20 protein-coding genes are annotated in these 22,347 nt (G+C 67.6%); 10 read left to right on the top strand and 10 right to left on the bottom strand.

The features are described from left to right. Positions 1–148 precede the first annotated feature (148 nt). Genes D7316_RS09405 through catA form a run of 4 tightly spaced genes read left to right on the top strand, consistent with a single transcriptional unit; the run spans position 149 to position 3,429 of the window. Positions 149–1,105 (top strand): LysR substrate-binding domain-containing protein, encoded by a 957-nt coding sequence (locus D7316_RS09405; protein ID WP_124708050.1) that lies wholly within the window; start codon positions 149–151, stop codon positions 1,103–1,105. Beyond that, entirely contained in the window at positions 1,102–2,208 is a 1,107-nt protein-coding gene (locus D7316_RS09400) for a mandelate racemase/muconate lactonizing enzyme family protein (RefSeq protein WP_124708049.1), read from the top strand. The genes D7316_RS09405 and D7316_RS09400 overlap by 4 nt, the downstream gene beginning before the upstream one ends. Positions 2,209–2,213: 5 nt before the next feature. Beyond that, positions 2,214–2,498 (top strand): muconolactone Delta-isomerase, encoded by a 285-nt coding sequence (gene catC, locus D7316_RS09395; protein ID WP_124708048.1) that lies wholly within the window; start codon positions 2,214–2,216, stop codon positions 2,496–2,498. Between the two features lie 55 nt (positions 2,499–2,553). Beyond that, positions 2,554–3,429 carry a catechol 1,2-dioxygenase gene (gene catA / locus D7316_RS09390; protein ID WP_124708047.1) on the top strand — a complete coding sequence of 292 codons (876 nt, stop codon included), beginning with the start codon at positions 2,554–2,556 and terminating at the stop codon, positions 3,427–3,429. A 70-nt stretch (positions 3,430–3,499) separates the two neighbouring features. On the opposite strand, the gene D7316_RS09385 is transcribed toward catA, so the two are convergent. Beyond that, on the bottom strand, positions 3,500–4,417 hold the full coding sequence (locus D7316_RS09385; protein WP_124708046.1) for an LLM class flavin-dependent oxidoreductase: 918 nt from the start codon (positions 4,415–4,417) through the stop codon (positions 3,500–3,502). A gap of 54 nt (positions 4,418–4,471) precedes the next feature. Beyond that, complete coding sequence (locus D7316_RS09380) at positions 4,472–6,052, bottom strand: AAA family ATPase (RefSeq protein ID WP_124708045.1); 1,581 nt, start codon at positions 6,050–6,052, stop codon at positions 4,472–4,474. 189 nt (positions 6,053–6,241) lie between these two features. On the opposite strand from D7316_RS09380, the gene D7316_RS09375 reads away from it, so the two are divergent. Continuing rightward, positions 6,242–6,784 carry an MOSC domain-containing protein gene (locus D7316_RS09375; RefSeq protein WP_124708044.1) on the top strand — a complete coding sequence of 181 codons (543 nt, stop codon included), beginning with the start codon at positions 6,242–6,244 and terminating at the stop codon, positions 6,782–6,784. Here the strand turns inward: D7316_RS09375 and D7316_RS09370 are convergent. Together D7316_RS09370 and pruA are read right to left on the bottom strand one after the other, a co-directional pair. Further along, positions 6,762–7,745 (bottom strand): proline dehydrogenase family protein, encoded by a 984-nt coding sequence (locus tag D7316_RS09370; protein WP_124708043.1) that lies wholly within the window; start codon positions 7,743–7,745, stop codon positions 6,762–6,764. The genes D7316_RS09375 and D7316_RS09370 overlap by 23 nt on opposite strands. Positions 7,746–7,755: 10 nt before the next feature. After that, positions 7,756–9,390: an L-glutamate gamma-semialdehyde dehydrogenase gene (gene pruA / locus D7316_RS09365; RefSeq protein WP_124708042.1), complete on the bottom strand. Its 1,635-nt coding sequence runs from the start codon at positions 9,388–9,390 to the stop codon at positions 7,756–7,758. Between the two features lie 74 nt (positions 9,391–9,464). Between pruA and D7316_RS09360 the strand changes: the two genes are divergently transcribed. Together D7316_RS09360 and D7316_RS09355 are read left to right on the top strand one after the other, a co-directional pair. After that, on the top strand, positions 9,465–11,093 hold the full coding sequence (locus tag D7316_RS09360; protein ID WP_124708041.1) for a PucR family transcriptional regulator: 1,629 nt from the start codon (positions 9,465–9,467) through the stop codon (positions 11,091–11,093). Positions 11,094–11,102: 9 nt separating this feature from the next. Then, entirely contained in the window at positions 11,103–11,471 is a 369-nt protein-coding gene (locus D7316_RS09355; RefSeq protein ID WP_124708040.1) for a TraR/DksA family transcriptional regulator, read from the top strand. Between the two features lie 58 nt (positions 11,472–11,529). Here D7316_RS09355 and D7316_RS09350 read toward each other — a convergent pair whose 3' ends face one another. From D7316_RS09350 to D7316_RS09340, 3 genes are all read right to left on the bottom strand, one after another. Further along, positions 11,530–13,701 (bottom strand): glutamine synthetase III family protein, encoded by a 2,172-nt coding sequence (locus D7316_RS09350; protein ID WP_124708039.1) that lies wholly within the window; start codon positions 13,699–13,701, stop codon positions 11,530–11,532. Between the two features lie 201 nt (positions 13,702–13,902). Beyond that, positions 13,903–15,861: a gamma-glutamyltransferase family protein gene (locus D7316_RS09345; protein WP_124708038.1), complete on the bottom strand. Its 1,959-nt coding sequence runs from the start codon at positions 15,859–15,861 to the stop codon at positions 13,903–13,905. Positions 15,862–15,879: 18 nt separating this feature from the next. Then, entirely contained in the window at positions 15,880–17,067 is a 1,188-nt protein-coding gene (locus tag D7316_RS09340) for an FUSC family protein (RefSeq protein ID WP_124708037.1), read from the bottom strand. Between the two features lie 66 nt (positions 17,068–17,133). On the opposite strand from D7316_RS09340, the gene D7316_RS09335 reads away from it, so the two are divergent. Together D7316_RS09335 and D7316_RS09330 are read left to right on the top strand one after the other, a co-directional pair. Beyond that, positions 17,134–17,634, top strand: a complete 501-nt coding sequence (locus D7316_RS09335; RefSeq protein WP_124708036.1) for a MarR family winged helix-turn-helix transcriptional regulator — start codon at positions 17,134–17,136, stop codon at positions 17,632–17,634. Between the two features lie 34 nt (positions 17,635–17,668). Next, positions 17,669–18,334 (top strand): nitroreductase family protein, encoded by a 666-nt coding sequence (locus D7316_RS09330; protein ID WP_124708035.1) that lies wholly within the window; start codon positions 17,669–17,671, stop codon positions 18,332–18,334. Positions 18,335–18,337: 3 nt separating this feature from the next. Here D7316_RS09330 and D7316_RS09325 read toward each other — a convergent pair whose 3' ends face one another. Together D7316_RS09325 and D7316_RS09320 are read right to left on the bottom strand one after the other, a co-directional pair. Beyond that, positions 18,338–19,024 (bottom strand): ArsR/SmtB family transcription factor, encoded by a 687-nt coding sequence (locus D7316_RS09325; RefSeq protein WP_124708034.1) that lies wholly within the window; start codon positions 19,022–19,024, stop codon positions 18,338–18,340. Then, entirely contained in the window at positions 19,021–20,505 is a 1,485-nt protein-coding gene (locus D7316_RS09320) for an MFS transporter (RefSeq protein WP_124708033.1), read from the bottom strand. The genes D7316_RS09325 and D7316_RS09320 overlap by 4 nt, the downstream gene beginning before the upstream one ends. Before the next feature lie 151 nt (positions 20,506–20,656). Here D7316_RS09320 and D7316_RS09315 point away from each other — a divergent pair, with 151 nt between their 5' ends. Beyond that, positions 20,657–21,097: an SRPBCC family protein gene (locus tag D7316_RS09315; RefSeq protein ID WP_124708032.1), complete on the top strand. Its 441-nt coding sequence runs from the start codon at positions 20,657–20,659 to the stop codon at positions 21,095–21,097. On the opposite strand, the gene D7316_RS09310 is transcribed toward D7316_RS09315, so the two are convergent. Continuing rightward, positions 21,048–22,340 (bottom strand): acyltransferase, encoded by a 1,293-nt coding sequence (locus D7316_RS09310; RefSeq protein ID WP_408609997.1) that lies wholly within the window; start codon positions 22,338–22,340, stop codon positions 21,048–21,050. The genes D7316_RS09315 and D7316_RS09310 overlap by 50 nt on opposite strands. Positions 22,341–22,347: the final 7 nt, after the last annotated feature.

The following is a 22,347-nucleotide window of genomic DNA, read 5'->3' as shown; positions in this document are numbered from 1 at the left end:
ACCCAGCATCCTATTAATCGTCACTGTTTATGAATCGACGGAATTCATGTCCTTGTCTCGTATGTATAGGACACCTACCGTGGATGAAGACGTGGTGCCGATCACAGCGGTCACCCATGGTGAGACACGACAGGGAGTACCAGCTGACATGGAGCTACGGCACCTTCGCTACTTCTCGGCGGTGGCGCAGACCTGCCATTTCGGGCAGGCTGCGGCGCTGCTGCACGTGGCGCAGCCGGCTCTTTCGTACGCGATTCGTCAGCTCGAATCGGAACTCGACGTCACGTTGTTCACCCGCACAACCCGGCAGGTCGCGCTCACGCCCGCCGGTGACTACCTGAAGATCGAGGCCGAACGGATCCTCGCCGGGGTCGACGATGCGGTCGACGGCGTGCGGCGGATCGCCGCGGGCCGCAGTGGGTTGGTCCGGCTGGGACTGACCGGTATCGCTGCGTTCTCCCACCTGCCGCGGATCGCCCGGGTGATCAAGCGTGAACTCCCTGACGTCGATCTGGCCATCCAGTCGGACATGCTGACGCCTGTCCAGTGCGAGAGCCTGCGGACGATGGCCCTCGACCTCGGTGTGCTGCGTCCGCCGGTGGTCGGCGAGGCGATCTCGATGCGCACGATCGACATCGAGCAGATGGTGCTGGCGGTGTCGGTCGATCACCGACTCGCCGTCGAACCGGTGGTGTCGATCGAGGACCTGCGCAACGAATCGTTCGTGATGTACGACAGCCGCGATTCCGCAGTCAACGATGCCGCGATCCGCAGCTGCCACCGTGCCGGATTCGTGCCGCAGCGAGCGCATGAGGCGCCCGGCACCGCAGTGCTGCTCGCCCTGGTGGCGGCCGGCCTCGGCGTCGCCGTCCTACCGGCTTCGGTTCGTTCACTTCCGTTGGAGGGCTTGATCATCCGCGACCTTGTCGACGGGGGCACCGTCGAACTCGCACTCGCCTGGCGAGCAGGACAGGACAACCCGGTCGTCGAGGCCGTGGCCGACGTGATCGCGGACGCATTCGCGCTCGAGTCCAGTGCCGGCCGCGCGTCGGTCCCCGATCTGCACAGCCCGATCATTGCTGCACACCTGAGAGAGAATCCATGAAGATCACTGCCGTGGAGGCGATCCCGTTCGCCATCCCGTACAGCAAACCACTCAAGTTCGCGTCCGGCGAGGTACACGCGGCCGAGCACGTCCTGGTCCGTGTGCACACCGATGACGGAGTCGTCGGCGTCGCCGAGGCTCCGCCGCGGCCGTTCACGTACGGCGAGACGCAGGACGGCATCATCGCCGTCGTGACCAAGGTGTTCGCGCCGCAGGTCATCGGTCTGACGGTGCTCGAACGCGAGATCGTCGTCTCCCGGCTGGCACGGACGATCGGTAATCCGACCGCGAAATCGGCTCTGGACATGGCTATCTGGGATGCACTCGGCAAAACGCTGGAACTCCCGGTGTCCGATCTGTTGGGCGGGTACACCGACCGGATGCGCGTCAGCCACATGCTGGGCTTCGCCGATCCGGCGACGATGGTCGCCGAGGCCGAGAGGATGCGTGACACCTACGGCATCACCACCTTCAAGGTGAAGGTCGGCCGCCGCCCGGTCACCCTCGACACGGCCGTCGTCCGTGCCCTGCGTGAACGTTTCGGTGACGAGATCGACCTGTATGTCGACGGCAATCGTGGGTGGACCGCCTCGGAGTCGGCTCGCGCGATGAAGGAGATGGCGGATCTCGGACTGCTGTTCGCCGAGGAACTGTGCCCCGCCGATGACGTGATGAGCCGGCGCTGGCTGGTCGGGCAGGTCGACGTGCCCTTCATCGCCGACGAATCCGTCCCGACGGCGGCGGACGTCACCCGCGAGGTGCTGGGCGGATCGGCGACGGCGATCAGCATCAAGACCGCGCGTACCGGCTTCACCGCGTCGCGGCGGGTCCATCACCTGGCGGAGGGGCTCGGCCTGGAAGTGGTGATCGGCAATCAGATCGACGGTCAGGTCGGCACCGCGTGCGCCCTGGCCTTCGGTGCGGCTTACGAATCGACATCGCGCAACGCCGGTGAGCTCTCCAACTTCCTGGACATGACCGACGACCTGCTCGCCGAGCCGCTGCAGATCCGCGGCGGGTACCTGCACCGGTCGTCGGCCGCCGGAATCGGTTTCGAGATCGACCCGGACAAACTCGCCCACTACCGACTCGATCGGAGCTGACCCAGATGCTGTTCCACGTACGCATGGACGTCGACATCCCCACCGATCTCGATCCGGACACCAGGGCCGAGATCGTGGCCCGGGAGAAGGCCTACTCGCAGGATCTCCAACGATCCGGCAAGTGGCCGCACATCTGGCGGATCGTCGGGGAGTACTCGAACTTCTCGGTCTTCGACGTCGAGGACAACGACGAACTGCACGGCATCCTGTCCGGGTTGCCGCTCTTCGCCTACATGACCATCAAGGTGACCCCCTTGGCCACCCATCCATCGGATATCGCTGCGGGCTGAGAAGGCCCTCACCCGAAGCGTCAGCCACAGGCCTGCACAAGAAGGAGTTCTACCCATGACCGACACCAGCTTTGACACCGAGGTCACCGCAAAAGCCGCCGAGTCCGGGGCCAACGCCTCGGCACGGTTCCGGGAGCGCATCGCGTCCTCCGGCACCCGTGCGGGCGTGGTCGACACCGAACGCGTCAACTACCTCGCCTCCAAGGTGATCAAGGGGCTCAACGACATCATCCTCGACGACAAGGTCAGCTACGAGGAGTACAACGCACTCAAGGCGTGGCTGATCAAGGTCGGCGAGACCGGCGAATGGCCCCTGTTCCTGGATGTGTGGCTGGAGCACTCGGTCGAGGAGGTCGCCAACGAACATCGCGAAGGCAGCAAGGGCACGATCGAGGGGCCCTACTACATCGAGGGTGCGCCGGAGCTGTCGTGGAACGGCACCATCCCGATGCGGGACAACGAGCCCGGCACCCCGCTGCTCTTCGAGGGACAGGTGCGAGCGGTGGACGGCACCCCGCTGTCGGGCGCCAAGCTCGAACTGTGGCACGCCGACGACCTCGGTTTCTACTCGCAGTTCGCACCGGGACTGCCGGAGTGGAACCTGCGCGGAACCTGGACCGCCAACGAGGACGGGCGGTTCGAGATCCACACCCTGCGTCCGGCGCCGTACATGATCCCGACCGACGGTGCGTGCGGTCAGCTCATCGAGGCGGCCGGTTGGCACGCGTGGCGTCCGGCCCACCTGCACTTCAAGGTGAGCGCACCGGGCCACGAGTTGATCACCACCCAGCTCTACTTCCCGGGTGATCCGCACAACGAGGACGACATCGCCTCGGCGGTCAAGCCGGAGCTGCTCCTCGATCCGCAGGACAGTGCCGACGGCAACGGATTCGTCACCCACTACGATTTCGTGCTCGATCCGGAACACTGAGTCCATGATGTGAGGCTCCTCAGGGACGATCACCGTTCCTGAGGAGGTCGCGTGCCAGGAGGGATCAGCGTTAGCCCGCCACGAGCGGGACCACCTCCCGCACAAAGTGTTCGAGCTGCCGCTCGTGATCGGCGAGCGGCCAGATCAGCACCTTGTCCGCGCCGGCCTCGGCGTATTCCCGTAGCAGTTCGGCGCAATGCTCCGGCGAGCCGACGAGCACGGCGCGCGCGAGGTCCCGCTCGTCCCGGCCGAGCAGAGTCGCGAGCCGGGCGAGCCACTGCGATCGGTCGCGCGCCTCGTCGGTCACCTGGGTCCACATCGTGGCGATCACGCAGGTGAGATCACGGTCACCGGATCTGTCTGCGCGCAACATCTCCCGGCTGCGAGTGAACCGGTCCGGAGTGGTGTTGTACGCCGAGGCGAGCCAGCCGTCGCCCAGCCGGGCGACGCGGCGAAGGCCGGCGGGCGACCCCCAACTCGCGATCCACAGCGGCGGACGCCCTGGACGACTGGGCGCCGGTGCCAACGGCGTGGGCTCCGGGTAGAAGCGGCCATGCGGCGCGGGACCGTCGTCGCGGCCGAGTTGGCTTCGGAGAACCCGCACCGCCTCGTCGAATCGCGGCCACCGCTCGTCGATGTCGACGCCGGCGAGGGCATAGTCGGTGACCGATGAACCCGCCCCCACGCCGAGCACGAATCGCCCGCCGGAGAGGACATCGAGCGCCGCCGCCGACTTGGCGAGTGCTGCCGGCCCGCGAATGACCGGCAATGCAACGGTTGTCGCGAGATCGAGGTCGCCGCTCGCGTCGATCACCGATGCCAGCGCGACGATCCCGTCGAGCCAGGGTCGGCGAAACGCGAGGTGATCATTTGCGGCGAGTGTGGTGAATTCGAGCCGCTGCGCGGTCCGCGCGTATGACGCGAGCCGATGCACATCCCAGCTGCGACCGTCGAGATCGATCAGTGGGAGATGTGCGCCATACTCCATTCCCGAAACGTACTCCCGCCGAGCCCACCGGTCGAGGTGTGGACCCGTGGTGCCCTACCGCTCGGCAGGCGGGACGTAGTGCAGCCCGCGGAATGTCGCGCTGCTCGCGAACACGGATGCATCGAGTTCCACTCCGCGATGGGCGGCCATGCGCAGGGCAAGGCGCAGCAGCATCTTGATGTCGCGTGGGGTGATGTCGGGGAAGCCTCCGACGAGATCGTCGAGCAGGCCCTCGTCCAGGGTGACGTTGTTGCCTGCCGCGAGGATCTGCCAGACCTGGCGGGCGTCCTTCGGTCCGGGCGGTCGGTACTCGATGACCGCCGCACAGCGCGCGTGAATGGCCTCGTCGACGCCGTCGATCCGATTGGTGGTCAGGAACAGCAGTCCGTCGAAATACTCGAGGGTGCGCAGGAACTCGGCCACGATCGCATTCTGGGCGAGGTCGAGTCCACGTTCCATCACGAAGACGTCGGCCTCGTCGAGCAGGAGCACGGCATCCCACCGTTTCGCACGGTCGAAGATCACCTCGAGGTTCTTGCGCACCAACTCGGCGGTCACGCCGAGGGATCCGGAGTGGATCGAGTACAACGGCCGCCTCGTCACCTCGGCGTAGACCTCGGCGGTGAGGGTCTTGCCGACCCCCGGCCGGCCCATCGCCAGGATCACGTTGCCGGCCGACTTCCCGTCGATGATGTCGCCGGTGAACACGGAGATGTCGGTGGTGAGAATGTTCAGCAGTTCACGTTGATCGTCAGGGAGGACCAGTTTGTCCTGGAGGTGTGTGTCGTAGACGTACTCGCCGAGGTCAGCGGTGTTGACATCGAGGAAGTCCTGGGCGCCGAGATCGAAGACCCGGACGGCGGTGATCACGGGTACCGCGCCGTAGTCGCCACCGTCGAAGAGAACCGAGGCCGCGACCATCCGGAGGGCCGCGATCTCGCCGGGCGCGACGTCGTGGACGACCTTCCGGTTCTCCCGCTTGTTCGGTGACCGGTAGTCGTCGGTCCGGATGACGCGACCGGTGAAGGTGAACTGCTGACCGAATCCGTCGTCGATGATCGTCTGGTACCGGTCCCGACGGGCCTGGTACTCCGCCTTCAGTTCGGGGGTCTCCTTGTACGCCCCGCCGGCGGTCAACACGTCGGCGGGAGGTTTGCCGACGATCTCCGTCTCCTCGAAGTAGAGCACCCGTGGCTTCCGCGACGGCCGCTTCACTGTGGCGTTGTCGGCCTCCATCGTGACCTTGATCCGCGGTCCGTGCGTGCGGTCGCCGTGCTCCAGCGTGATGTCGATGACGAGATACGGGTGCAGATAGCCGTCCGACTCGCGGACGTAGAGCCAACCGTCGATGAGATCGTGGCGCAGGAAGCTCCGGAATATCTCGGCGCCCGCATCGATGTGCGGGATCGCGGGGAAGCGCCCGGAACGCGCGGATCGGATGGCGGATACGGCTCGGGCGAACGATGTGTCTTCGGTCGCCTCGGCGGTCGCGATCAGGTCGGCGATCGCCGCGTCGGTGAGGTCACGGTCGGCGATCCCGATCTCGGGCGACCGCCAGGACTGCGCCTGGGATCGGGCGGCAGCCAGATCTTCCGATGATGTGGCCGCGACCAGGTCGGTGGGTGCGACAAGCATGGTGTTCCTTCGTCGAGCGACGCTGCCAACGGGATAGGCGTCCAGTACCCCAGGCTATCGAGCGCATTTGACTTGCACCAATACTCGAAGTGCACCGACTGAGACATCCCCTTTATCAATGCGGACCCTTTATCCATGCGGACCCTTTATCAATGCGGACATCGACGGCCTCCGCCTACGGTGGGCGGTATGGAGTTCGGTTTTCAGGTCGTGTCGCTGCTCGTCTCACCACGGCACGCGTACTTCGGTCGGCCGAAGGACGGACCGGCCGACGAGGTGGAGACGGCGTCGCCGGACCACGTCGAGATCGTCGCGGACAAGGGGATTCGCGGCGACCGGTTCTTCGGGGTGCGGGCGCACACCGAGGCCGCGGTGACCTTCTTGGCGCTGGAGGCCTGGCAGGCCGCGGCCGGGGATGTCGATCCTGCCGTCGCGCGCCGCAACGTCGTCGTCCGCGGCCTCGAACTCGACCCTCTGCGTGGGCGCGAGTTCGAGATCGACACCGGCGACGGTGGCATCGTCTTCCGCGGCGGCCGACCCGCGCATCCGTGCTCGTGGATGGACACGATGGCCGGCGACGGTGTCCGCAAGGCACTCATTGGGCGTGGTGGATTGCGCGCGCAGCCGTTGACGTCGGGCGTGCTCAGGGTGGGGCCTGCGGTGATCCGGGCGGAGACGGACCTCGACGCCGCCCGCGCGGCCGATCAGGTCAGGCGGGCGCAGCCGTTGTGACCGACTGCCGACGGCTCGCCAGCGCGCGAAGGAAGAACGTGAGGTTCGCCGGCTTCTCGGCGAGCCGCCGGACGAAGTAGCCATACCACTCGGTTCCGTACGGGATGTAGACGCGCACATGGCTTCCCCCGGCGGCGAGCCGCAGCTGTTCGTCGGTCCGGATGCCGTACAGCATCTGGTGCTCCCACGAACCCGACGGCCGATCGCATTCGATCGCCAATTCCTGTGCGGCACCGATCATCATCGGATCGTGGCTCGCGACCATCGGGTACCCGTTCCCCTTCATGAGGATGCGCAGGCAACGCAGATAGGCCTCGTCGACCTGGGTCCGGTCGGTGAACGCGACGGTGGCGGGCTCGGCATACGCACCCTTGCACAATCGGATTCGGGCACCGGATGCCGCCGCGTCGCGACAGTCGTCTTCGGTGCGGCGCAGGTATGCCTGCAGAACTGTCCCGAGGTCGTCGAACTCCCGACGCAGCGAACGCACGATGTCGAGTCTCTCGTCGACCGTGCGATGATCCTCGGCGTCGACGGTCACCAGGACTCCGGCCGACCGCGCCGCGGCGCAGATGATGTGCGCGTTCTCCTCGGCGATCTTGCGGCCGTGGCGGGGGAGCGTCTGACCGAGCGCGGTCAGCTTCAGCGACACCTCCAGCGCGCCCGGATCAGGCTGCGCTATGTGCGACATCTGTTGCAGGAGTGTGAGATATGCGGACACCGTCGCCGTGGCCTGGCTCTCGTCGGTGGTGTCCTCGCCGAGGTGATCGATGGTGACCGACAGCCCCCGGTCCAGTGATTCGCGGATCGCGGTCAACGCGTCGTCCTGAGTCTCGCCGGGCACGAACCGTTCGACGACCCGTTTGGTGACACCGAGGCGCTGCGAGGTCTCCTTGATGCGCTCACTCGCGGCCGCCGCGGTGATCATCGGTCGCAGTGCGGTGTCGAAGAATCTGCTCATCGGCGTCGCCTCAGTCCTGTGCCATGTGTGGGTAGCCGGAGGTGGTGGGCGGAACGAAGGTCTCCTTGATGGTGCGGGTCGACGTCCAGCGCATCAGATTGGCCTTCGACCCGGCCTTGTCGTTGGTGCCCGACGCCCGTGCGCCGCCGAACGGCTGCTGGCCGACGACGGCACCGGTCGGCTTGTCATTGATGTAGAAGTTGCCGGCGGCCTGACGTAGGAGGTCGGCGGCCGTCGTGACCGCACCGAGGTCGGTGGCGATCACCGCGCCGGTCAGCGCATATCTCGCGGTCGAATCGACGAGTCGCAGGGTCTGCTCGAAGTCGTTGTCCTCGTACACATGCAGTGACAGGATCGGTCCGAAGTACTCGGTGGAGAACGCCTCGTCGGTCGGGTCGTCCGACAGCAGCACCGTCGGCCGGACGAAGTAGCCCTCGCTGTCATCACAGTCACCGCCCACCGCCACGGTCATGTGCGGCACCGTCTTGGCGCGATCGATTGCCGCAACGCTCTTGTCGAAGGCTCGGCGGTCGATCAGTGCACCACCGAAGTTGCCGAGGTCGCGGATGTCACCGTAGGTCAACGCACTTGCCTCGGTGAGGAAGTCGTCGCCCATCCGCTCCCAGACCGACCGTGCCACATACGCCCGCGAGGCGGCCGAACACTTCTGGCCCTGGTACTCGAAGGCGCCACGGATCAGCGCGGTGCGCAGCACGTCGGGGTCCGCCGACGAATGCGCGACGACGAAATCCTTGCCGCCCGTCTCGCCGACGATCCGCGGATAGTTCCGGTACCGGTCGATGCCGGCACCGACCTCACGCCAGAGATGCCGGAAGGTCGTCGTCGATCCGGTGAAGTGGATGCCGGCGAGATGCTCGTCGGCGAGGACGACCTCGGACAGGTCCGCGCCGTCCCCGTGGACGAGGTTGATCACGCCGTCGGGGAGGCCCGCCGCGCGCAGGACCTGCATGGTCACCTGTGCCGCGTAGGCCTGGGTGGGCGACGGTTTCCAGATCACCGTGTTGCCCATCAGCATCGGTGCCGTGGGCAGATTCGCGGCGATCGCGGTGAAGTTGAACGGGGTGATCGCGTACACGAAGCCGTCCAGTGGGCGGTGGTCGAGGCGGTTCCAGACGCCCGGCGACGACACCGGCTGCTCGGCCAGGATCTCCCGGGCGAAGCCGACGTTGAAACGCCAGAAGTCGACGAGCTCGCAGGGTGCGTCGATCTCCGCCTGCTGCACCGACTTCGACTGACCCAGCATGGTCGCGGCGGCGATGCGCTCGCGCCACGGTCCGCTCAGCAGGTCGGCGGCGCGCAGGAGTACGGCAGCACGCTCATCGAACGAGGTGGCGGCCCAGCCGGGCGCGGCGGCCAGCGCCGCGTCGACGGCGGCGCGCGCATCGTCGTGGGTCGCGTTGGCGATGGTGCCCAGCACCTCGCGGTGCGCGTGCGGCTGGACGACGTCGACGCGCTCCCCGGAGCCCCGTCGCTCGCTGCCGCCGATGACGTGGGGGAGATCGATCGAACCCGCCGAGGTCTGGCGTTCCAACTCGACGCGGATTAGGTCCCGCTCTGGAGCGCCGGGCGCATAGGTGTGGACGGGTTCATTCGACGGGCGAGGGGGTGTGGTGATGGCGTCCATGAGCACAGTCCACCCGTGCTCGACCGGCGAATCCATAGCCGATCGGACAAGCTGACGGCGTAATGTTCGTTCGTATGGACAACGGTGTGACGCTTGGGCACCTTCTGTTGGCCCTCGACCGCACCGTCGCGACGCTGGTGACCGCTCCGAACGGCTTGGACCAGAGGGTGTCGTCGGCGGCTCTACTCGACGTCGACGACATCCACCTGGGACTGGGTCGGGCCGCCCGAGGTGCCGGGCTCTTCCTCTTCGTCGGCGTACCGGACGACGCGATGCTCACCTGGTTGTCCGGTCTGGGCACGCACCAGCCTGTCGGGATTCTGGCCAAGGCGCCGTCCGTACGTGTCGTCGAGCGGGCAGAGTCCGCGGGCATCGCCGTGATCGCGGTCGATGCGCACGCCCGGTGGGAGCGGATCTATCACCTGGTCATCCGCGTCCTCGACGGCGCATCGCCGAGACCCGAGGCCGGTTTCGCCGGCGACTCGATGCGGTCCGGTCCGATCGGGGACCTCTTCGAATTGGCCGGCGAGGTCGCCCGCCGGACCGGGGGATTGGTCAGCATCGAAGACGAGCGATCCCATGTGCTCGCGTACAGCAGCGCGGGCGACGAGGCCGACGAACTCCGGCGATTGTCGATCCTGGGCCGGGAGGGTCCGCCGGAGATGCTCGCCTGGTTGCGCCAGTGGGGCGTCCTCGATGCCGTCCGCACCACCACCGGGATCGTCGTCGTCGACGAGCGCGCCGACCTCGCGCTACGTCCGCGTCGGGCGATCGGCATCCGCCGGCCACAAACCGACGGCCGGGGCGAGTTCCTCGGCGTGATCTGGCTGCAGCAAGGCGGGTCCGCACTCGCCGAGGACGCCGACGATGTGCTGATCGGCGCTGCCGCCGTGGCGGCTCGCATGATCTCGCGACGCCGGGCAACCGGGACCGCACACGACGACGTGGTGCGGCGGCTGCTGGGCGGGCGTGGCGAGGTGATCGATGCCGACTATCTCGGCGCGCAACTCGGCATCGACGCCGATGGTCCGGTGGTGCTCGTCGGTTTCGCGCCCGCCGACGACAGCCCATCGACGGATGCGCTCGGTCGGGCAGGTGAGGTCTCGGCGCTGACCTTGCACGCGAGCGCGTTCAGTCCGCTGTCGGTCACCACGACGATCGCGGCGCGGGCGTATGTGGTTCTGCCGCAGGTGGTCTCTGACGCCACCGTGGCCTGGGGCCGGACGGTGCTGGCCGCCGCGGAACGCCAGTTCGGCGTGCGGTTGCGCGCTGTGGTCGCCGGTCCCGAGGCAGGCCTCGCCGCGGTACCCGCGTTGCGGTCACAGGTCGACCGCGTACTCGACGCCGCTGAGCGCGAGGGGGAACTGATCGCCGACGTCACCACCGTCGACCAGTCGCAGACCGGAGTTCTGTTGGGGGAGATCGTCGCTCACCTGGCCGCGAATCCGGAACTCGTGGACAGCCGGGTCGTCGGACTCGTGGAGATGGACCGGCAGAGCGGTAGCGAGTTCGTCGCGTCGTTGCGCGCCTACCTCGACCACTTCGGCGACGTCCGTTCGGCCGCAGGCGAACTGCACGTGCATCCGAACACCCTCCGCTATCGGATACGCCGACTGCAGACACTGACCGGGATGAACCTCGACGACCCGGCGACCCGACTCGTCGTCGCGCTCAGCCTGCGTGCCGACCCGACCGCACGATGAGGTACTGACATGAGCAATGATCGCACCGATGCGGAAGCGGCACTGACCGCCGAACGCGCATCGACCCTGTCCCTCGTCGAATCATTGTCGGCGCGGCTCGAATCGGTCATCGAGGCCACCGCCGACTCCAGTTCCGACGACGAACACGATCCGGAGGGAACGACACTCGCCGTCGAGCGCGGCCACCTGGTGGCGCAACTCGAGCGCTCCCGGGTGCGGCTCGACGAACTCGACGCCGCATTCGACAGACTCCGTCACGGCACCTACGGAGTGTGCGAGATCTGCGGCGGCGCCATCGCACCCGAGCGCCTGGACGCGCTGCCGGCCGCCCGGCTCTGCGTCGGTTGCGCTGCACGCCATCCCGCTCGACGGTGGTGAGACGACCGTGCCCGCCGGTGGGATTCCGGCGGGCACGGTCGGTCGTGAGGTCGAACTGTCAGAGAATGGTCAGCATCTCGTGGTAGGTCGGCAGCGGCCAGAGATCGTCGGCGACGTTGCTCTCCAGCTTGTCGGCCACGGTCCGGACGTCGGTCATCGCGGGGATGAGCGACTTCAGTGCGTACTCGGCCTCCGATTCCACGGTGTCGCCGTGGAATCCGTCGATCGCCTCCTCGAGGATCAGCATGGCCGAATAGAGATCCTTGGTGCACTTGGTCACCGACAACAGAACCGGATGATCGGTCTCGATGCCGGCGGCCTTGAGGCTCGCCGCGGTTCCCGCCAGCTCGCCCTGGTACCGGTTGGCGGCGGGCAGGAGCATCGTCTTCGCGATCTCCAGCGTCTCCTTGGCCTCGACCAGCAGGGCGAGGGCGTACTGCTCGAGCACGACCTCCTTGCGGGCCTTGAGCTCACGGTTGCTGAGGATGCCGTACTTGCTGAGCACGTCCATGATGCCGGGCTCGTCGTACTGCGACATCGCGTCGACGGTGGTGCGCAGGTTGAGCAGACCTCGGGAGGCCGCCTCCTCCTGCCACTCGTCGGAGTAACCGTTGCCGTTGAACACGACCTTGCCGTGCTCGACGATGATGTCCTCGAGTACCTTCTGCACGGCGGCGTCGAAGGCGACACCGTCGGCGATCTCCTTCTCGAGGAAGTCGGCGACGTAATCCAGCGAATCGGCGAGCATCGCGTTGATCGCCACCATCGGGTCGGAGATCGACTGGTTCGAGCCCGGCGCGCGGAACTCGAACCGGTTGCCGGTGAAGGCGAACGGACTGGTCCGGTTGCGATCACCGGCGTCGGCCTTGAGCGGCGGAAGGGTGTCGACGCCCAGTTCGAGGAGACCGCTCTCCTTGCTGGCCTTCGCGCCGCCCTTGGCGATCTGATCGAACACGTCCATCAGCTGCTCGCCGAGGAAGATCGAGATGATCGCCGGCGGTGCTTCGTTGGCGCCCAGGCGATGATCGTTGGATGCCGACGCGATCGACGCACGGAGCAGGCCGCCGAACTTGTGCACACCGCGGATGATGGCCGCGCAGAACACCAGGAACTGTTCGTTCTCGTGCGGGGTGTCGCCCGGATTGAGCAGGTTGCCCTGATTGCTGTTGCCCAGCGAGAAGTTCACGTGCTTGCCCGAGCCGTTGACGCCTGCGAAGGGCTTCTCGTGCAGGAGACACACCATGCCGTACTTCTCGGCGACCTTCTTCATGGTGGTCATCATCAGCTGCTGGTGGTCGTGGGCCAGGTTGGACTTCTCGAACACGGGCGCGAGTTCGAACTGTCCCGGGGCGACCTCGTTGTGGCGGGTCTTCGAGGGGATACCCAGTTTGAAGAGCTCGCGGTCGAGCTCGATCATGTAGGCGAGCACGCGATCCGGGATGGCACCGAAGTAGTGGTCGTCGAACTCCTGACCCTTGGACGGCTTGTCGCCGAACAGGGTCCGGTTGGTCGTCATGAGGTCGGGACGCGCGAAGTAGAAGTGGCGGTCGATCAGGAAGTACTCCTGTTCGGCGCCGGCGTAGGAGACCACCGTGTCGACGTCGCTGTGGCCGAAGAGTTTCAGCACCCGCATGGCCTGCTTGCTCATCGCCTGCTGACTGCGCAGGAGCGGGGTCTTCTTGTCCAGGGCCTCACCGGTCCAGGAGATGAAGATCGTCGGGATGCAGAGGGTGTTGCCGTTCGGGTTCTCCAGGATGTACGCCGGGCTGGTCACATCCCAGCCGGTGTAGCCACGGGCCTCGAACGTGCCGCGCAGGCCGCCGTTGGGGAAGCTGGACGCGTCCGGTTCGCCCTGCAGCAGGGTCTTGCCCTGGAACTCGGCCAGCGATGCGCCGGAGGAATCCGGCTCGAGGAACGAGTCGTGCTTCTCCGCGGTGAAGCCGGTGAGCGGGTAGAAGACGTGGGCGTAATGCGACGCGCCCTTCTCGATCGCCCAGTCCTTCATCGCCGATGCGACGTAGTCGGCGAGCGTGGGGTCGAGCGGGGCGCCCTTGTCGATCGTCGCCGAGACCGCCTTGAACACATGCTTGGGCAGGCGGTTCTTCATGGCCGACAGAGTGAAGACGTTACGGCCGAAGGTGTCTGCCAGCGGTTCCGGGAAACCGTCGGTATTCACCTCGTAGTTGGTCACGGCCTCGATGGCTTGCCGACGGGACATGCTGCCACTCATTGTCACTCCTGGGATCGTCACCTCGTCCTCGGCGTCAGGGAGTGCATCGAGGGCGGTTCGTGGTGTTGCGAGCGATACGACGCTATGAGCGCGACGTACCCTGGCCGTTTCCCCTGTGTGACGGGCGTGAAAACAGGTGTCACCGGTGTGAACACTATGCGGAGGGGGTGTCCGGGGTCACCGCGCCGGACGGGACGTCGGTCAACGCAATGTCGCGTCGTCTCCCATGACAGCCCCTTCGCGGCGCGGGTCGGCGCCGCCGATCCACCCACTGGTGTCGCGCCAGAGCGCGCTCAGGCCACTCGACTGGTCATCCACCGAGACCTGCTCTCCGCGTGATCGCAGGCCCGTGACCAGGGGATCGCGCGCGCCGTCGTCGGCGGTGTCCACGAGAGGGTGTTCACCGCCGACGTTGGACACCGGGGTGTTGGCCGATCCGAAGTCGATCATCGACACCGCCTGCTGGGGGTCGAGTTCCCAGTCGAGGAGGCCGACCAGCGTCTTGACGACGAACTGGATGATCACCGAGCCGCCGGGCGAGCCGAGCGCGCCGATCACGGTGTCGGGCCGTCCTGCGGTTCCGGGCTGCATGACGAGGGTGGGCGCCATCGACGAGCGGGGACGTTTGCCCGGGGACACGCGGTTGGCGAGCAGGGCACCCGATTCGTCGCGCGGTTCGGCGGAGAAATCGGTCAGCTGGTTGTTGAGGATGAACCCGTCGACCATGTGGTAACTGCCGAAGGCGGACTCCACGGTGGTCGTCATCGAGGCGACATTGCCGTACTCGTCGGCGACGGTGATGTGGCTGGTGCCGTGCTCGCGCCCGGGGTCGCTCCCGAGCGGGACGTCGCCCAGATTGCCCGCCTGCGCCTCGCCGAGCGACCTGTCCGGTGTGATGAGCGCTGCCCGTTGGGCGAGATACGCCGGGTCCAGGAGAGTCGCGACACCCTTGCCGGGCAGCGGCACGTAGTCCGGGTCGGCGATGTACTTGTCGCGGTCGGCGTAGGCGAGTCGTTCGGCCTCGTTGACGAGGTGGACCGCAGCCGGATTCGGGCGTCCGCCGTCGAGGTCGAGTGCGGTCGGGCCCATCGAGGGCAGATCGAAGTTCGAGAGGATGCCCATCGTCGCAGCGACGGTGATGCCGCCCGACGATGGTCCGGGCATCGCGAGTATCCGAGTGCCGCGGTACGTCGTCGACACCGGATCGCGTTCGATCGCGCGGTAGGCGGCCAGGTCCTCCGCCGTCATGAGGCTGGGAGTCATGCCGCCGGTGCTCGCACCGGCCGTCGCGACGATGGCGTCGGCCAGCGGGCCGGTGTAGAAGGCCTGTGCCCCGTCGGTGGCGATGGCGCCCAACGTCTTGGCGTAGGCAGGGTTGGTCAGGCGTGTGCCGGCGCCCTTCGGGGAGCGGTCCGGGTTGAGGAAGTAGCCACGGGCATCGTCGTCGACGGAGAGCGGTCCGGCCGCGTCGGCGATCGCTGCGGCCAGGCGGGGAGAGATGTCGAAACCGTTGTCGGACAGCTCTATCGCAGGGTCGAAGAGCGATCGCCACGGTTGGTTCCCGTACTCCTGCTGAACCATCTCGAGCATCCGTAGAGCCCCCGGAACCCCGATCGAGCGTCCGGATGCCCGGGCGTCGGGAATCGGCGCCCGGCGGTCGGCGGCGCTGATGAAGCGGAGGTAGTCCTCGGTGGCCGCGGACGGCGCGGTCTCCCGTCCGTCGAAGGCCCGCACCGTGTGGGACGCCGCGTCGTAGTAGAGCGCGAACGCGCCGCCCCCGATGCCGGATGATTGAGGCTCCACCAGGCCCAGCACCATCTGTGCGGCGACGAGGGCGTCGGCGGCGGTGCCGCCGTCGCGCAGGACCTCGCAGGCGGCGCGGGTGGCGAGTGGGTTGGCGGTGGCGGCGGCAAAGGACGCCGTGTGCACCGGTCGCATCCCGGTGCGATATCCGGTCGCGACCTCAGGGCGGGTGGCGAGGTCGGCGGTGCCGGTGGCCGTCGCGCCCGGCTCGATCTGGCGACCTGTGGCGATCTCCGTGCACGTACCGGACCCGCGGTCGGCGTCGTCGGACGACCCGCATGCGGAGACGACGAGGAGGCCGCAGATCGCGGCCGCCGCGAAACGGACCAGTCCCTGTGCTCGGATCGAGCGCACCATGTCCCGAGCGTAGGGGTCTCAGCCGCGCGCTGCCCCGCCATTCGCAGTCACGGTGACCGCCGCGGTGCGCTGTGCCCGTAGCTCGCCGCCGGTGATCGTCACGGCGGCGATCACGATCCCGGCCACGACTCCGATGAGTGTGTCGGCCACCCGGTCGATCGCCGCCGCCGGGGTGAGGCCGGCACCCAGCGCGGTCATCATCAGCGCCATGGGTGTCACCGCCGACGACGCGATCGCGTAGTTCACCGGCGCCGAGATCTCCGCGACGACCTGGCAGATGACGATCGCGACCACGGCACCCCAATACCCGAGCCCGAGCCCGAGCAGTCCCGCGGCGATCACCGCGCCCACGACGTTGCCGAGCATGCGTTGCAGCCCGCGTTGCACCGTGACGTGGTAGGCCACGCCCTGCATGGCGGCCATCGCGCCCATCGCCGCCCACATCGGATGCGACAGACCGATCGCCTCGGCGAGGGCGGCGCTGGCCACCATCGCCACGAGGATTCGGCAGCTGTTGGCCACCAGATCCGGTCGCGGGCGGCGGTGGAGGGCCGTCCGCAGGGACACATGGTCGACCGATGTGTTCACGGCCGCCGGGGGTGTGGAGACACGACGGATGAGCGAGCGCAGGCCGCCGACCAGGCCACCGAACAGCCAGGGAGCCAGTGACGCCACGGCGCCGCACAGGGTGCCGAGGACGGTCGCGACGAGGGCGCGGGTGAGATCGCCGGGATCATGGGCGAATCCCATCGCGGCGGTTGCGGCGAACACGAAGACGACCGCGCCCGGACCCGCGATGTGCAGCATGCCGATCACCAGCGCCGCGAGCGAGCCGAGGACGGCGATGGTCACGATCTCGACGCCCGGTGCGGCACCGGAGATGCCGAGGATCGCGCCGACAGCCACCGACGAGATGATGCCGACGCCCAGTACGACGAGCCGTCCCAGCCGGACCCGGTATGGGTCGGGGCGACAGAACGCGGAGATCAGCGCGCCGAGAGCGGCGAATCCGGCGATGTCGCGGGTACCGGTCAGCCCGCCGACCACCAACACGAGGCCCACCGCGATGCCGACCCGGATCGGCGCCGCGACGGAGGCGCGGTTCATGTCCAGCACCAGCGACGATCGCCACACGGTCGGCCGAAGCACCATGCTCAGCGCGCTCTGGCGATCGCGGACCCGGTCGGCCATGGTGGGGGTGCTCATGGTGGGTTAGTTTACAACTATTTCACTAGTGAAATAAAGCGCCGTAGGCACATTTACGATGAGAGGGTGACCACACCCGAGGCTCCCGATCTGGTCGACCGCATCCAGCAGGAATGGGAGCGTGCCTATCCCGGACTGGATGTCGGCCCGATCGGGGTGCTCGGACGGATTCACCACATCGCCGCGGTCAGCAGCCACCGGCTCGACCGTCATCTCGAACCCCACGGGGTATCGCGATCGGAATACGACGTGCTCAGCGCACTCGCCCGCAGTGATCGGGCGTTGCGGGCCAGCGAGGTGGTCTCGACGACGATGCTCAGCGGGGCATCCATCACCAAGATCACCGAGAGCCTGTCGCGCCGCGGGCTGCTGGAGCGGCGCAGATCCGAGCGTGATGGTCGGGTGGTGTTGCTGGAGCCGACCGACGCGGGCCGCCGGCTGGTGGACGCCGAACTCCCGCGTCGCCTCGCGGACGACGAGCGGGCGCTGGCCGGCCTCACCCCCGACGAGCGGCAGACGCTCGCAGCGTTGCTGCGCAAGGTGGCGGTCGCGGTCGGCGGTCCGTGACCGGGCTCCTCACGCGGAGGGCATAGTGGGTGCCATGGAGCTGTACGACGTCATGCGGACCACTTTCGCCGCACGCGAGTTCACCGATGACCCGCTGCCCGACGAGGTGCTGTACCGGATCCTGGACAACGCCCGCTTCTCGCCGAGCGGCGGCAACCGGCAGGGTGCGCACGTGGTCGTGGTGCGCGACGACCTCGCGAAACAGCGAATCGCCGAGTTGGGTGAGCCGACGGTCCGTCGGTACGTCGCGCAGAAATCGGCCGGCGAGATGCCGTGGAATCCGGTGCATCCGACCACGGTCCCGCAAGCGGTGATCGACAGCACCCCGGTACCGGCGAGTTTCGTCGAGCCGATCCGCACGGCGCCCGCGGTGTTGGTCGTGTCGGTGGATCTCACGGCGGTCGCGGCGATCGACCAGGACCTCGACCGGGTTGGCGTGGTGAGCGGGGCGTCGGTCTATCCGCTGGTGTGGAACATCCTGCTCGCAGCCCGCCAGGAGGGCTTCGGCGGGACCATCACCTCGATGGCCGTGCTCCAGGAGCCCGCCGTGCGTGAACTGCTCGGGCTACCGCAGACCCACGCCGTTGCCGCCGTGGTACCCATCGGAAAGCCGGTGCGTCAGCTGACGAGGTTGCGGCGTCAACCGGTGGAGGAGTTCGTCACCGTCGACCGGTTCGACGGCCCCCCGCTGCACTCGTGACGGTCAGCGCGAGCGCGACAACGAGCCACCGGACCGGATCCATGCCGTCAGGCCGCCCTCGACGATGGTCGCGTCGCGTTCGGCGTCGATGAGTTCGTGCGCGGCCTCGGGCGACGCCAGGCAGTACGGCCCCTGGCAGTACGCGACGATGCGGCGGTCGGCCGGCAGCAAAGCGAGCAGTTCGCGAATACGGTTCTGTGGCACCGAGATCGCCCCCGGGATGTGGCCGCGGCCGAACTCGTCCGGGTCGCGGACGTCGACGACGAGCACGGCATCGGCGTCGATCATGGTGGCGAGATCGTCCGCGGTGACGGGGACCAGGTCGCGGTGATCGGCGAAGTAGGCGTCGATCTCGGCGCGAACCGTGGAGACGTTGTCGGTGGCGAAGCGCGCGAACGCGCCCAACAGCGTCGACACCCGTGGCGAGGCGATCCGATAGTGGATGCGGACGCCGTCCCGCCGACTGCTGACGAGTTGTGCCGCACGCAGGATCTGCAGCTGTGACGAGGTGTTCTTGACGCCGAATCCCGCTGTCGCGGCGAGGTCTTCGACGGTGCGCTCACCCTCTTCAAGGATGTCGAGCAGCCGCAGCCGGACCGGGCTCGCCAGCGCCTTGCCGACCCGGGCGAGCTCGGTGTAGATGCCGAGTTCGGGGAAGCGCGGCGCGGCGGTGTCGACGGATTCGGTCATGGTGTGCTCCTTGCCGATCGATCCTGTGTGGCGGCCTCCTCGCGCGGTCGCCGCACCGACGCGACGGCGGCGAAGACGCCCGCCAGTGCCAGTGCGGCGAAGCCGAAGGTGAGGAACCGTGCCGACGCCACGACGGGGTCCCCGCCGGCCCATTTCACGGTGGCCCCGACGCTCACGAGCAAGCCCGCGATCGCCGACCCGAAGGTGTTCGCGACCATCTGCACCGTGTTGACGCCCGCGGATGCGCGGGCCGCCTCGGCGTCGTCAGGGGTGATCGTCATGGCCGCGGTGGCGATGTGCGGGAAGGCCATTCCGATTCCGGTGCCCGCGATGAACAATGCGACAAACCAGGCGGCGACCATGACTCCGCTCGACGAGAACTGCAACAACCCGTAGGTGGCGAGGCCCGTCCCGAGCAGTCCCGGCCCGACGATGCGGACGATCGCGGCCGCACGGCCCGCGGCCCATGTGGTGCTGGCGATCTGCGCCGACGACCAACCCCACGAGAGTGCGGCGCCGAGCATGCCGGCGACCAGCGGCCCCATCCCGGCGATCTCCTGGCCGAAGAGCGGGATGAAGGCCTCCGACGTCGACCCGATGGCGAGTACTGCGATCGATACGTACATCCATCGCAGCGGGCTGCCGGAGGTGTAGGTGAGCCGGGGGAGCAGTCCCGCGGGCCGGCGCCGGTCCACCAGGACGAAGACCAGCATGGCTGCCACCGCAACGCCGACGAGGACGAGGACCGTGCGTGTGCCGTCCACGACAGCTGCGACCGACACCGCGACCGTGGCGACGACGACGAACGTCAACGACGCGAACGGCATCGGCGTGGGGTCGGCGTCGGCGCTGCGGCGGGCCGGCAATGCGCGCCGGGCGAGGACGGTGATGATCGCGGTCGCGATGACGAGGAGCCAGAACGACCCGCGCCAGAACCCGATCTGGGCGAACAGTCCACCGAGGACCGGTCCGATCAGGTTCCCGACGCCCCACATGGCCGAGGTCAGTCCGACGGCTCGTACCCAGAGTCGTGCGGGCAGGGCCAGGCGGATGACAGCGAAGGACAGACCGGTCAGCAACCCCCCGCCGAGTCCCTGGATCGCCCTGCCGCCCAACATGATCGGCATCGTCGGGGTCACGGCGCAGATCAGCGAGCCGACACCGAACAGTGCGAAGGCGATCAGATACGCGCCGCGTGCACCCCAGCGGGCGAGGCTGCGTGTGACGATCATCGAGGAGAACACCGAGGTGATCAGGAAGACCGTCATCACCCACGCGTAGAGGCGTTGGCCGCCGATGTCGGCGACCGCGCTGGGCAGAGATGCCGCGGTCAGATAGGTGTTGATCGCGAAGACCGCGATGCCGCCGGCGAACACGGTGACCGCGACCCGATGCTCCGGCGCGAACAGCTCACGCCATGTTCCGGACGGTGACACGGCGCCTGCGGTGTCCGGGATGCGCGGGCGATCGATTCCGGACATATTCTGAGGATCATCGGAATACGGGTCCGAGTCAAGTCGCGTGACCCCCGACGCGCCGCGCGTATGCGCGGCCACGACCGGTGTGACACATAGGGTCGACTGCGACTGTTCCGGCCATCCGGCTCGGACGCGCTCATCGGAGGAGGCGATAGTGGCGACCATCCGCCATCAGTCCGTGGTCGACGTCCCGCGCGATCGTGTGTTCGCGTACGTCAACGACTATCAGAACGTGCCCAACTTCATGTACGGCGTCACCCGCTTCGACCCGACATCGGAGACGACAGAAGGTGTCGGCTCCACGTTCGCGGTCGCCATGAACGCCGGCCCGAAGACATTGAAGTCCACTGTGCAGACGGTCGAGTGGGTCGAGAACGAGGTCATCCGACTCGAATCGATCGAAGGGTTCTCCGCGAACACCACGTGGCGATTCGCCGACGCCGACGGCGGCACCGAGGTCGCCGTGGAGTTCGGCTACACACTGCCCGGCGGCCTCGCCGGCCGGGCGTTGGGCTCCATCCTCGAGCCCTTCATGGGCCAGGCGATCAAGCAGACCGAAGCGAATCTGTCCCAACAGGTCTCACAGCAGGGGTGACGGGGGCGTCGCCCGTGGTGCGGCGCCGGATCGATATCCGTGGGCGGGCGACCAGCCAGCGGCTCAGCGGGGTGCGCAGTGCGACGTCGACGAGGACGAGTGAGAGCGCGAGTGTCACGAGCACGAGGAACGCTGTGCGGATGGCCGACGAGTGGGGAAACCAGTCGAACAGCAGTCCGAGGAAGCCGAGCCGTCCCAGGATGTCGAGGATCAGGGGGTGGATCGCGAAGACCCCGAAGGCGCGGAGAGTGGCGTACGACACCGCCCGCGACCCGGCTCGCCGCGCGGTGGCGCGGCGGTCGTTCCACGCCATCGCCAGCATCCAGAGGAGGACGAGGCCACCGGCGAGCCAGGGCAGCAACAGGGGATTCCACGGTGTGTTCGATTGCAGTGGAACATTTCCCGGGGACGTCGTGACCAGATAGGCGCCGACGCTGAACGCTGCCCCGATCGCACAGGCGGCGATGATCGGGAGGGTATGTGTGCGCAAGGCCCGATCCACGGCCTCGTGATGGACCGCCGCGAGCGCACCGACGGCCACGAACAGCGCATACATCGGCAGGGTCTTCCACAGATTGTCGAAGACCACCGTCCAGGCGTGGCCGGCGGGCCGGGGTGCGTACTGATAGAGGACGAACATCCCCAGCTGGATCGCCGCGCCGGCGCCGAGGACCCGCCACGGGCGATGTGCGGTCCGGTCCAGAATCCAGGAGAGAGCCGGGAAGAACAGGTAGATCTGCATGGAGATCAAGAGGAAATAGAGCTGGTACTTGCCCTCACCCGTGATGATCGCGTTCCCCAGGTCGCCGACGAGCTTCGCCGGTGTGGGGAAGGGATTGCCCTCGATGACCACGTGGTCGGTGATCGTGTAGATGAGCGTCCATACCAGGTACGGCGCGACGACCAGGCCGAATCGTCGACGCCAGAAGGCGACGGGCGACATCGACTTCCCGCGGGTGCTCAACACCAGGACGAACAGGGTCACCGCGACGAATCCGTAGCGGGTCAGATGCAGAAGCGTGCCGACGAGATTGGCGGACCGGATCACGTCGGGCGAGGTGTTGATCGCGTTCACGCCATGGGCGACGACGACACCGGTGAACAGCATCACCCGGAGGAAATCGGCGGTGTGGGCGCGACCCCGGTCCGGTCTCGGGCGGGGTGGCGACACCTCCCGGACGGCGACGTCCGCCGATTGATCGGTCCCACCATCTGCCCGCTCGGCTCTGGCGACAGTCTGCACAACACCC

The sequence above is a fragment of the Gordonia insulae genome, assembly GCF_003855095.1.
Taxonomy (GTDB): domain Bacteria; phylum Actinomycetota; class Actinomycetes; order Mycobacteriales; family Mycobacteriaceae; genus Gordonia; species Gordonia insulae.
The sequence above is the reverse complement of the archived record's forward strand: the minus strand, read 5'-3'. Positions and strand labels throughout refer to the sequence as shown.

Bases quoted from the DNA above. Each gene is read 5' to 3' on its own strand.
- D7316_RS09370 (WP_124708043.1), bottom strand. From the start codon at position 7,745: ATGAGCAGATTCTTCGACACCGCACTGCGACCGATGATCACCGCGGCG.
- D7316_RS09360 (WP_124708041.1), top strand. From the start codon at position 9,465: ATGGACAACGGTGTGACGCTTGGGCACCTTCTGTTGGCCCTCGACCGC.
- D7316_RS09350 (WP_124708039.1), bottom strand. From the start codon at position 13,701: ATGAGTGGCAGCATGTCCCGTCGGCAAGCCATCGAGGCCGTGACCAAC.
- D7316_RS09400 (WP_124708049.1), top strand. From the start codon at position 1,102: ATGAAGATCACTGCCGTGGAGGCGATCCCGTTCGCCATCCCGTACAGC.
- D7316_RS09405 (WP_124708050.1), top strand. From the start codon at position 149: ATGGAGCTACGGCACCTTCGCTACTTCTCGGCGGTGGCGCAGACCTGC.
- D7316_RS09355 (WP_124708040.1), top strand. From the start codon at position 11,103: ATGAGCAATGATCGCACCGATGCGGAAGCGGCACTGACCGCCGAACGC.
- catA (WP_124708047.1), top strand. From the start codon at position 2,554: ATGACCGACACCAGCTTTGACACCGAGGTCACCGCAAAAGCCGCCGAG.
- catC (WP_124708048.1), top strand. From the start codon at position 2,214: ATGCTGTTCCACGTACGCATGGACGTCGACATCCCCACCGATCTCGAT.
- pruA (WP_124708042.1), bottom strand. From the start codon at position 9,390: ATGGACGCCATCACCACACCCCCTCGCCCGTCGAATGAACCCGTCCAC.
- D7316_RS09375 (WP_124708044.1), top strand. From the start codon at position 6,242: ATGGAGTTCGGTTTTCAGGTCGTGTCGCTGCTCGTCTCACCACGGCAC.
- D7316_RS09330 (WP_124708035.1), top strand. From the start codon at position 17,669: ATGGAGCTGTACGACGTCATGCGGACCACTTTCGCCGCACGCGAGTTC.
- D7316_RS09380 (WP_124708045.1), bottom strand. From the start codon at position 6,052: ATGCTTGTCGCACCCACCGACCTGGTCGCGGCCACATCATCGGAAGAT.
- D7316_RS09385 (WP_124708046.1), bottom strand. From the start codon at position 4,417: ATGGAGTATGGCGCACATCTCCCACTGATCGATCTCGACGGTCGCAGC.
- D7316_RS09320 (WP_124708033.1), bottom strand. From the start codon at position 20,505: ATGTCCGGAATCGATCGCCCGCGCATCCCGGACACCGCAGGCGCCGTG.
- D7316_RS09345 (WP_124708038.1), bottom strand. From the start codon at position 15,861: ATGGTGCGCTCGATCCGAGCACAGGGACTGGTCCGTTTCGCGGCGGCC.
- D7316_RS09340 (WP_124708037.1), bottom strand. From the start codon at position 17,067: ATGAGCACCCCCACCATGGCCGACCGGGTCCGCGATCGCCAGAGCGCG.
- D7316_RS09325 (WP_124708034.1), bottom strand. From the start codon at position 19,024: ATGACCGAATCCGTCGACACCGCCGCGCCGCGCTTCCCCGAACTCGGC.